This window comes from Cognatundibacterium luofuense, from assembly GCF_018139685.1.
In the GTDB taxonomy this organism is placed as follows: Bacteria; Pseudomonadota; Gammaproteobacteria; order Burkholderiales; family Burkholderiaceae_D; genus Undibacterium; species Undibacterium luofuense.
Genome location: NZ_JAGSPN010000661.1, coordinates 1 through 281 on the forward strand (window position 1 = coordinate 1; position 281 = coordinate 281).

At 45.6% G+C, this 281-nt stretch carries 1 protein-coding gene; it reads right to left on the bottom strand.

Annotated features, from left to right (window positions below):
• Nucleotides 1–152 (bottom strand): phasin family protein (locus KDM89_RS22085; protein WP_212689882.1); only part of this gene is annotated, 152 nt, incomplete at its 3' end.
• Nucleotides 153–281 lie beyond the last annotated feature (129 nt).

Below are 281 nucleotides of genomic sequence, written 5' to 3' on the forward strand. Positions count from 1 at the left end.
TCTTCCAGGCTGGCTTTCGCTGCATTGACGTTCAATGCGACTAATTGTTCCAGGCCTTCGAAAGCTTTTTTGTTCAATGCAGTCAAAGACGCGAATTGCGCTTCGAGGTTAGCTTTAGTTGCAGCGATGAATTGTTCAGGTGTAGTTGTCATGGTTTTCTCCAGAAAAGGATATCAAAATTGGCAGCGCCGTCCATGAGAATCAAATTGAATGGTGCACCGCAACAACCCCAATTCTACACCTGCTGTTTCACAGGTCAAGCATTTTTTGTGCATCGCACC